Consider the following 7,686-nt stretch of genomic DNA (forward strand, 5'->3'; position numbering starts at 1 on the left):
CCGAAATCGACCGGCCACATCGCTGATCGCGGCGTTCATCGCAGAACACCAGGGCCTCCGCAAGACGTGCCTGCGGTGGGATGTCGAGTCCAACCATGCCGCGCTCCCGAGCTTGACATGAAAGCCCGACACCCCGCCCAGCCGCCACACCAGTAAAGGTCTCCGGCCCCACCTGGGCGATTCGTCTTGAGCGAGCGTGACAGATCCAGCCGAGAAACCTCGTCCGTGACCTCAGGAACCAACTGCGGGGCCGCCAGCAGAAACCAACGTTCCTGGCCAAGCATACCCCTCACCGCTTCTCGTCATGCGCGCATTCGGCGTCGCACACGCGACAACAGAACAACACTGCCAGCACACACGGCACTCCGCTACGCAAGCCCGGCACGCATGCCCCTTTAACCACGGCAATAGAAGAAAAGGGGCATCGGTCTCGCTCCGACTCCAAGACTCGGAGCCGACCACTGGGCCCGTGAATCATTTCTGGTAAGACGTGATCACGTCGGGGTTGCCGCAGTGGCCGCCGTCGGCAATCAACCTTCGACCGGCCAGTTTCCTGGTGATGCCGGGGACCGGTGGACGGTCGTACCGTTGCGGTTGCTGGGCACCGATGGCGATGACTCGCTCGCTGCCGGCTCGATCGCGACATGCAGTTTGGGACGGAAGGCTGGGCTGGCGGAGATCTGCGAGCACGCGGGGTTCAGCGCACCCTCAGCAACGTCTCGGCGCGCAGGCCGGAGATCTCCACGCCGTTGATCAGAGCCGATGGCGCCTCTTCGAGGAAGAGTTCGGCACCAAAGACCGGGCGGAGCGTGCCGGCTGTGACGTGTTTCGTTAGCTCGATGAGACGCTCAAGGTTGCGGTCGAGCTGGTAGTTCGCGGTACGGATGCGCTCGTCATCAAGCAGTTTCTCGTCAAGGCCGAAGGCGGTCGAGAACAGTGCACCTCCATCCTTGACGGCGCGTGCCGCTCGGCTCGTGGTGGAGTCGTCGCGACGACATCGAGGATCGCTCGACGCCCTCTGGTGCGAGACTCAACAGCGCCTGGTCGAGCGGCTCCACATCGCGGACTGCGATCTCTGCAGCGCCGAGTGCCCGCACCTGCTCGATTAGCTCGACGTAGGCCGTTGCGATTACCCGGATCCCGCGGGCTGCGGCGGCCTGCACCGCGAAGGTACCGACGCCTCCGGTCGCACCGATGACGAGTAACGTGCCGCCTTCGGAAATCTGCGTGTGGTCGAGCGCGCCGAGCGCAGTCATTCCCGAGGTCGGCAGCGCGGTGGCCAGGTGACTCGGCAACTCGTCGGGGATGGTCGCCAGTGCGCCGAACGCGGGCACCGCTTGCACGACCGAGACCTCAGCGAACGTGCCGGACTGCAGCGGTTGGCTCCAAAACTGGCCGAAGACGCGATCCCCCACGCCGAATTCCGTGACGCCGTCACCGACCCCGTGACGGTGCCAGCTCCGTCCATGCCGAGCGTGAGCGGGAATCCCCGAGCGCCGCCAGTGCCCGGATGCGAGCACCATGTCCAGCGGGTTGATCGCCGCCGCATCGATGGCGATTTGCACTTGACCACTGCCAGGTTCAGGCACCGGCAGTTCCTTGAGCTCCGGTGTGTCGCCGAAACGCTCGATACCGATTGCTCTAATGCTCTCCTCAATCGTCGTGGGCCGCCCGTGTAACCCCCTAGCCTGCGGTAGTGGTGCGGTATCGCGGAATCGGCTGCACCGCTTCCAAAGGCGCGGACGGTGTCCGCCGACGGGCTCTCAGAACCTCACATCCCGGGTTACGAAGATCCGCCTGCCCATCAAGGCGGCCGTGACGGGCGTCTCACCGCAGCCGGTCTTGGGTTGAAACGGGGGCAAAGAGGGTTACACGAAAGGTCAGTTCTGCTTGTGGGGGCCACCGTCGGCACGAGTTTCGGGCATGGTTGGTTGAGGGTGCCGAAACGAAGAGGGAATTCTTGCCGATGACCGACCTGCCAGACGAAGCCGGGTACACGGTGCAGCGTCCGGAGTCCGAGATCGCGGATGCGCGTGAGCATGTCCGATGGTGCCGTAGCTTGGGGTAGGAACACGCGACCCTGCTCCATAATGTCCGGATTGACCTTTTGCTGCCTCGGTGGAGTCGCTGCGCCCTAGCGACACAAGAGCCCTGAGCAGGCTCTTCGGTTCTATAGCTGGCGTGGAGACGACGTAGAGAATTCGTGAAGACAGCATTCGCACACTGAGACCACATCGTCACGGAACGTGTGGGAGATTCTGATGGACCAAGTGCGAGTGGCTGTGCAGGCAGCAGACCCGATCACCATGGCCGGCCTGACAAGTTATCTGAAGTCGCGGTCGGAGTTGTTCCTTGTGCCGAGCCCAGCTGAAGCCGACGTGATCGTATTGGCTGCGGATCCCGTCAGCACGAAGGTGTTGGCTGATTTGCGACAGTCGGCGCAACAGGTGCCGGTTCCTCGTGTGCTGGTGACCAATGAACTCGACCCGTCCGATGTGCTCAGGGTGGTCGAAGCCCGCGTGGTGGCGGTGTTGCCGCGAACTGCTGCGACCGGGACGAGACTGATCAACAGCGTGATCGCCGCGGCCAGAGGCGGCGCTATTATGCCGCCCGACCTGCTGGGCGAGTTACTGAAGCAGGTCGACCACCTGCAGCGCGAAGTGCTGACGCCGAAGGGTTTGAACGCTTCCGGGCTGACCAACCGCGAAGCCGACGTTCTGCGCTTGATGGCCGGCGGGCTGGACACCGCGGAGATCGCGCAGAAGTTGTGCTATTCGGAGCGGACGGTCAAGAACGTCATCTACGGTGTGACCAGTCGCCTCAACCTGCGCAACCGGCCGCACGCGGTGGCTTTTGCGATGAGAGCCGGAGCGATCTGATGGGTATTCGGATAAGGGTAACGGCCGCTTTCGGTCTCGTGGCGGAAGCTCCCAAATAAGCGTCTCAACACCATTCGCCACCGGATATCGAGGCCGCCTCACGGAACTTCCCAACATCATCCGAATTGTCACCGGCGCTCGAATTTTATCGACTCGGGTGGTAGCTGCGTGAATAACGCTCGATGTCTAGTAGGGCAGCCGCACTTTGATCGGGTCATGTTGTTGTGATCTGTCGGCGGAGTCGGGCGCGGTGGTGGAACCATCGGGCTCGGGCTTGGTGGCGGCATCGCCACCAGATCCAGTGCAGCTTGTGAGTTTCGGGTTGGAATCGGCGGGTGACCAGGGCGAAGAGTCGTTTGATCTCGGCGACGGTGAGTGCGATTAGGCCGGGATCTTCAGGGGGCTGGTCGTCGGGTGTGGCGGGTAGGGTCGGTGCGGGTGCGCGGGTTTTGGCTTGGGCTGCGGTGACGGCGCAGACCGCGAGGGCGGCCATGGTGAGCACGATATGCCGCGCCAGCGCGGTGTAGAGCCGGACTTGTGAGTGGTCGAGTTCGAAGTGGTCTTTGGCGGATTCGGATGGGTGGGCCGAGCAGCGAGGTGCCCCATAAGCACCCAAGAACGGGCGTCCGACGCTGTGGTCATCCCGTTTCTGGACCGTCTGGTCGGCCATCTGGGCCGTAAGGTCCATCTGATCGTCGACGGACACGACGTCCACCAGGCGATCGAGATGCACGTCCTGCCCGGGTACAGCCCCGAGCTCAACCCCGACGAAATCCTCGGGCGCCGACCTCAAACGCGCCGTGTCCACCAACGCAGCACCGAAAACCCCGCCGATTTGGAACACACAGTCCGTTCCTTCCTCCACCGGCTGCAGAAGCTACCCGACCGGATCCGCTCCTACTTCGACAAGCCCGAGGTCCGCTACTCCGCCCAACAATCACATATCTGCTTTATGAATCAATAACAACCTCGGCCGACGCAGGCAAGCTCACGACAGCAGACTCACCAGCAAACGAAGACCCTCCCCCACCAGACAATTCCGCAGTCGGCCTCTCTCTAACCGCTGCTGCCTGCTTTGCATTCTTTTCCGCTTCGTCGTTCGCTATCGTGTCCAGCTCGGCCTGCGCCGCCTCGATACGCCCCGCCAACTCCACCAACTCCGCCCGCAAATCCTCAATACGCCCCCGCAACGCCGCCAACTCCGCTGCCAGCCGAGCCTCATCCCACTCGCGCAAACCCGCCACCAACTCCGGCCACTCCGCCCACTCCGCCTCCCGAGACTCAGCCTGCCTCAGCTCCTCTCCAAACCTCTCCCGCCGAGCCATGAGCTCCCCCAGCTGCGCATTCACCAACGCCCGCTTCTCCTTCTCGCAAGCCCACCTCTCCCTCTGCGCTGCTGCCTGCTTTGCTTTCGTGTCCGCCTCGGCGTTCGCCATCGTGTCCAGCTCCGCCTGCGCCTCCGCGATACGCCGTCGCAACCCCGTCAACTCCGCCCGCAAGCCGGCATCCATCTCCGGCGACGCCGTCAACTCCTCCTGCCGAGCCACAAGCTTCCCCAGCCGCGCACGGGCCCTCAACTTCCTCGCCGCTGCTGCATTCCTTGCCTTCCTGTCCGCCATCGTGTCCAGCTTGGCCTGCGCCTCCGCGATACGCCGTCGCAACCCCGCCAACTCCGCCCGCAAGCCGGCATTCAGCTCCGGCAACGCCGCCAACTCCGCCTGCCGAGCCACAAGCTCCCCCAACCGTGCTTCCGCCTGCGCCCCGTCCTCCTTCTCACGAGCCCGCCTCTCCCGCTGTACTGCTGCCTCCTTTGCCTTCTTTTCCGCTTCGTCGTTCGCTTTCGTGCCCGCCTCCGCCCGCGCCGCCGCGATACGCCCCGGCAACGCCACCCACTCCGCCCGCAAATCCGCATCCAGCACCGGCAACGCCGCCAACTCCGCCTGCCGAGCCAAAAGCTTCCCCAGCAGCGCACGGGCCCTCAACTTCCTCGCCGCTGCTGCATTCCTTGCCTTCCTGTCCGCCATCGTGTCCAGCTTGGCCTGCGCCTCCGCGATACGCCTCGGCAACCCCGCCAACTCCGCCCGCAAATCGGCATCCAGCTCCTGCAACGCCGCCAACTCCGCCAACTCCGCCAACTCCGCCTGCCGAGCTTCAAGCTCCCCCAACCGCGCATCCGCCCGCGCCCGCTCCTCCTTCTCGCGAGCCCACCTCTCCCTCACCGCTGTTGCCTCCTTTGTCTTCTTTTCCGCCTCGTCGTTCGCTATCCTGGCCAGCTCCGCCTGCACCTCCTTGATACGCCCCGCCAACTCCGCCCACTCCGCCCGCAAGTCGGCATCCAGCTCCGGCAACGCCGCCAATGCCGCCTGCCGAGCCACGAGCTTACCCAGCTGGGCCTGCCTTTCGGCAGCCAGCTCAGCCCGCTCCTTCTTCTTGCGAGCGCGCCTCTCCCTCTCTGCTGCTGCCTTCCTTGCCTTTTTTTCCTCAGGTGTGGCGGTGTGGCTTGGTCCTGGTGTGCCTGTCCACCTGATCACCGGGGCCGGGTGTGTTCCCTGCACCGAGTGCGGGATGGCCGGGCCTTCGATCTCCGCTCCTGCCTGCCAACCGTGCTCGACCACACCCTCACCGGAGGGGACCGCGGAATCGGCAATCGCGGCACGCAATTCCGGACCCGACCGCCGCAGCAGCTGCCCCTGATCGTCCAGCAACGACCAATGCCCGGTGCCCAGCCCACCAACGAACGCCGGCCACAACCGGCCATCACCGGTCACCGACACCTCCGTGGCATGAACACCCCCATCCTCGGTCTGAAACACATCGGTATCCGCCACCCACAACCATGCACCCAACGCACGCGCGAACCGCTGCCCGAACGTCAACTCACCCGGCACCCACCCGCGATGCGCTGCACACCCCAACAACGCAACTACCAGCCCCGGCCGGAAACGCTCATCCCCCCGCACCACCTCAGCGAATTCCTCAGGCGCCGCCAGCCGGCCATCCGGCAACACCGCCCACCCACCCGGCACCACATGCACACCCACGACCTGGATATGCGGCAGGTCAGGCACCAGTCCCCGGGCCCGGTCAATCACCTCTCCCGGATCAGCAAACCCCCCGAACAGCAACGGCTCCGCCCGCGCCACCGGCACATCACGCGCTACGGCCCGAAGGTCCTCACCCGCATCCGGTGGTGCCACCATGATTCCCGCCGGAATCTCCTCTAGTAGCCGAACATTCCGCAAATACTGCTCGGCCGCCCCCATCCCCGGCAGCCTCGACGCGATCCGCTGCAGCTGCTGGGGGGTCCAGCCTTTCAGCTGCGTCCACTTCCTCGCCTCCGCGACCTCGGCACGCACCTCCGGACGAAAATCCGCCGGCAACACCGCCAAATGCCCCTCCATAAGCCCGACCAACCCCGCCAACTCCACAATCACACCCGGCCGAACAACCCCACCCGGCGCATCCCCCGGCACACTCACCACAGCAGGAGACCCACCAGCAAACGAAGACCCTTCCCCACCAGAGGAAACCTGCCCCTCCACAACCCACCCCTCCTTCTTGCGAGCCCGCCACTTCCTCTGCGCTGCTGTCTTCTTTGCTTTCCTGTCCGCTATCGCGTCCAGCTCGGCCTGCGCCGCCTCGATACGCCCCGGCAACTCCGCCAACTCCGCCCACCGATCCGCATCCAGCACCGGCAACGCCGCCAACCACGCCTGCCGAGCTTCAAGCTCCCCCAACCGCGCTTCCGCCTCCGCCCACTTCTCCCTCTCACGAGCCTGCCACTTCCTCTGCACTGCTGCCTTCTTTGCTTTCCTGTCCACCTCGTTGTCCGCTATCGTGTCCAGCTCCGCCCGCGTCGCCTCGATACGCCCGGGCAACTCCGCCAACTCCGCCCGCACATCCGCAATACGCCCCCGCAACGCCGCCAACTCCTCTGCCAGCCGGGCCTCATCCCACTCGTGCAAACCCGCCACCACCCCCGGCCACTCCGGCCACTGCGCCTCCCGAGACTCGGCCTGCCTCAGCTCCTCTCCCAACTCCGCCTGCCGAGCCACAAGCTCTCCCAACCGCGCCCGCCCATCCGCAGCCAGTTCAGCCCGCTCCTCCTTCTTGCGAGCCAGCCGCACCCTCTCTACTGCTGCCTTCTTTGCTTTCCTGTCCGCCTCGTTGTTCGCTATCGTGTCCAGCTCGGCCTGCGTCGCCTCGATGCGCCCCGGCAACTCCGCCAACTCCGCCCGCACATCCGCAATACGCCCCCGCAACGCCGCCAACTCCTCTGCCAGCCGGGCCTCATCCCACTCGTGCAAACCCGCCACCACCCCCGGCCACTCCGGCCACTGCGCGTCCCGAGACTCGGCCTGCCTCAGCTCCTCTCCCAACTCCGCCTGCCGAGCCACAAGCTCTCCCAACCGCGCCCGCCCATCGGCAGCCAGCTCAGCCCGCTTTTCCTTCTTGCGAGCCCGCCTCGCCCGCTGCGCCGCTATCTTCTTTGCATTCCTGTCCACTATCGTGTCCAGCTCGGCCTGCGCCGCCTCGATACGCCCGGGCAACGCCGCCAACTCCGCCCGCAAGTCGGCATCCAGCTCCTGCAACGCCGCCAACGCCGCCAACTCCGCCTGCCGACCCATCAACTCCCCCAACCGTGCTTCCGCCTGCTCCCGCTTCTCCTTCTTGCGAGCGCGCCTCTCCCGCTGCGCTGCTGCATGCTTTGCCTTTTTTTCCTCAGGTGTGGCGGTGTGGCTTGGTCCTGGTGTGCCTGTCCACCTGATCACCGGGGCCGAGAGTGTTCCCTGCACCGAGTGCGGGA

Annotated in this window: 4 protein-coding genes and 1 pseudogene; 2 read left to right on the plus strand and 3 right to left on the minus strand. The window is 65.2% G+C overall.

From position 1 onward, the window contains the following. Nucleotides 1-911 precede the first annotated feature (911 nt). Complete coding sequence (locus ACWDKQ_RS34050; protein ID WP_450142877.1) at nt 912-1,589, minus strand: alcohol dehydrogenase catalytic domain-containing protein; 678 nt, start codon at nt 1,587-1,589, stop codon at nt 912-914. A 672-nt stretch (nt 1,590-2,261) separates the two neighbouring features. On the opposite strand from ACWDKQ_RS34050, the gene ACWDKQ_RS34055 reads away from it, so the two are divergent. Continuing rightward, on the plus strand, nt 2,262-2,879 hold the full coding sequence (locus ACWDKQ_RS34055) for a response regulator transcription factor (RefSeq protein ID WP_450142880.1): 618 nt from the start codon (nt 2,262-2,264) through the stop codon (nt 2,877-2,879). Between the two features lie 214 nt (nt 2,880-3,093). Here the strand turns inward: ACWDKQ_RS34055 and ACWDKQ_RS34060 are convergent. Beyond that, nucleotides 3,094-3,453 (minus strand): annotated as a pseudogene (locus ACWDKQ_RS34060) (IS701 family transposase); the annotation flags it as partial. 60 nt (nt 3,454-3,513) lie between these two features. Here ACWDKQ_RS34060 and ACWDKQ_RS34065 point away from each other — a divergent pair. Further along, entirely contained in the window at nt 3,514-3,843 is a 330-nt protein-coding gene (locus ACWDKQ_RS34065; protein WP_450142878.1) for a hypothetical protein, read from the plus strand. Here ACWDKQ_RS34065 and ACWDKQ_RS34070 read toward each other — a convergent pair. Next, on the minus strand, nt 3,830-7,507 hold the full coding sequence (locus ACWDKQ_RS34070) for a hypothetical protein (protein WP_450142879.1): 3,678 nt from the start codon (nt 7,505-7,507) through the stop codon (nt 3,830-3,832). The genes ACWDKQ_RS34065 and ACWDKQ_RS34070 overlap by 14 nt on opposite strands. Nucleotides 7,508-7,686: the final 179 nt, after the last annotated feature.

The sequence above is a fragment of the Saccharopolyspora sp. NPDC000995 genome (genome assembly GCF_053599315.1).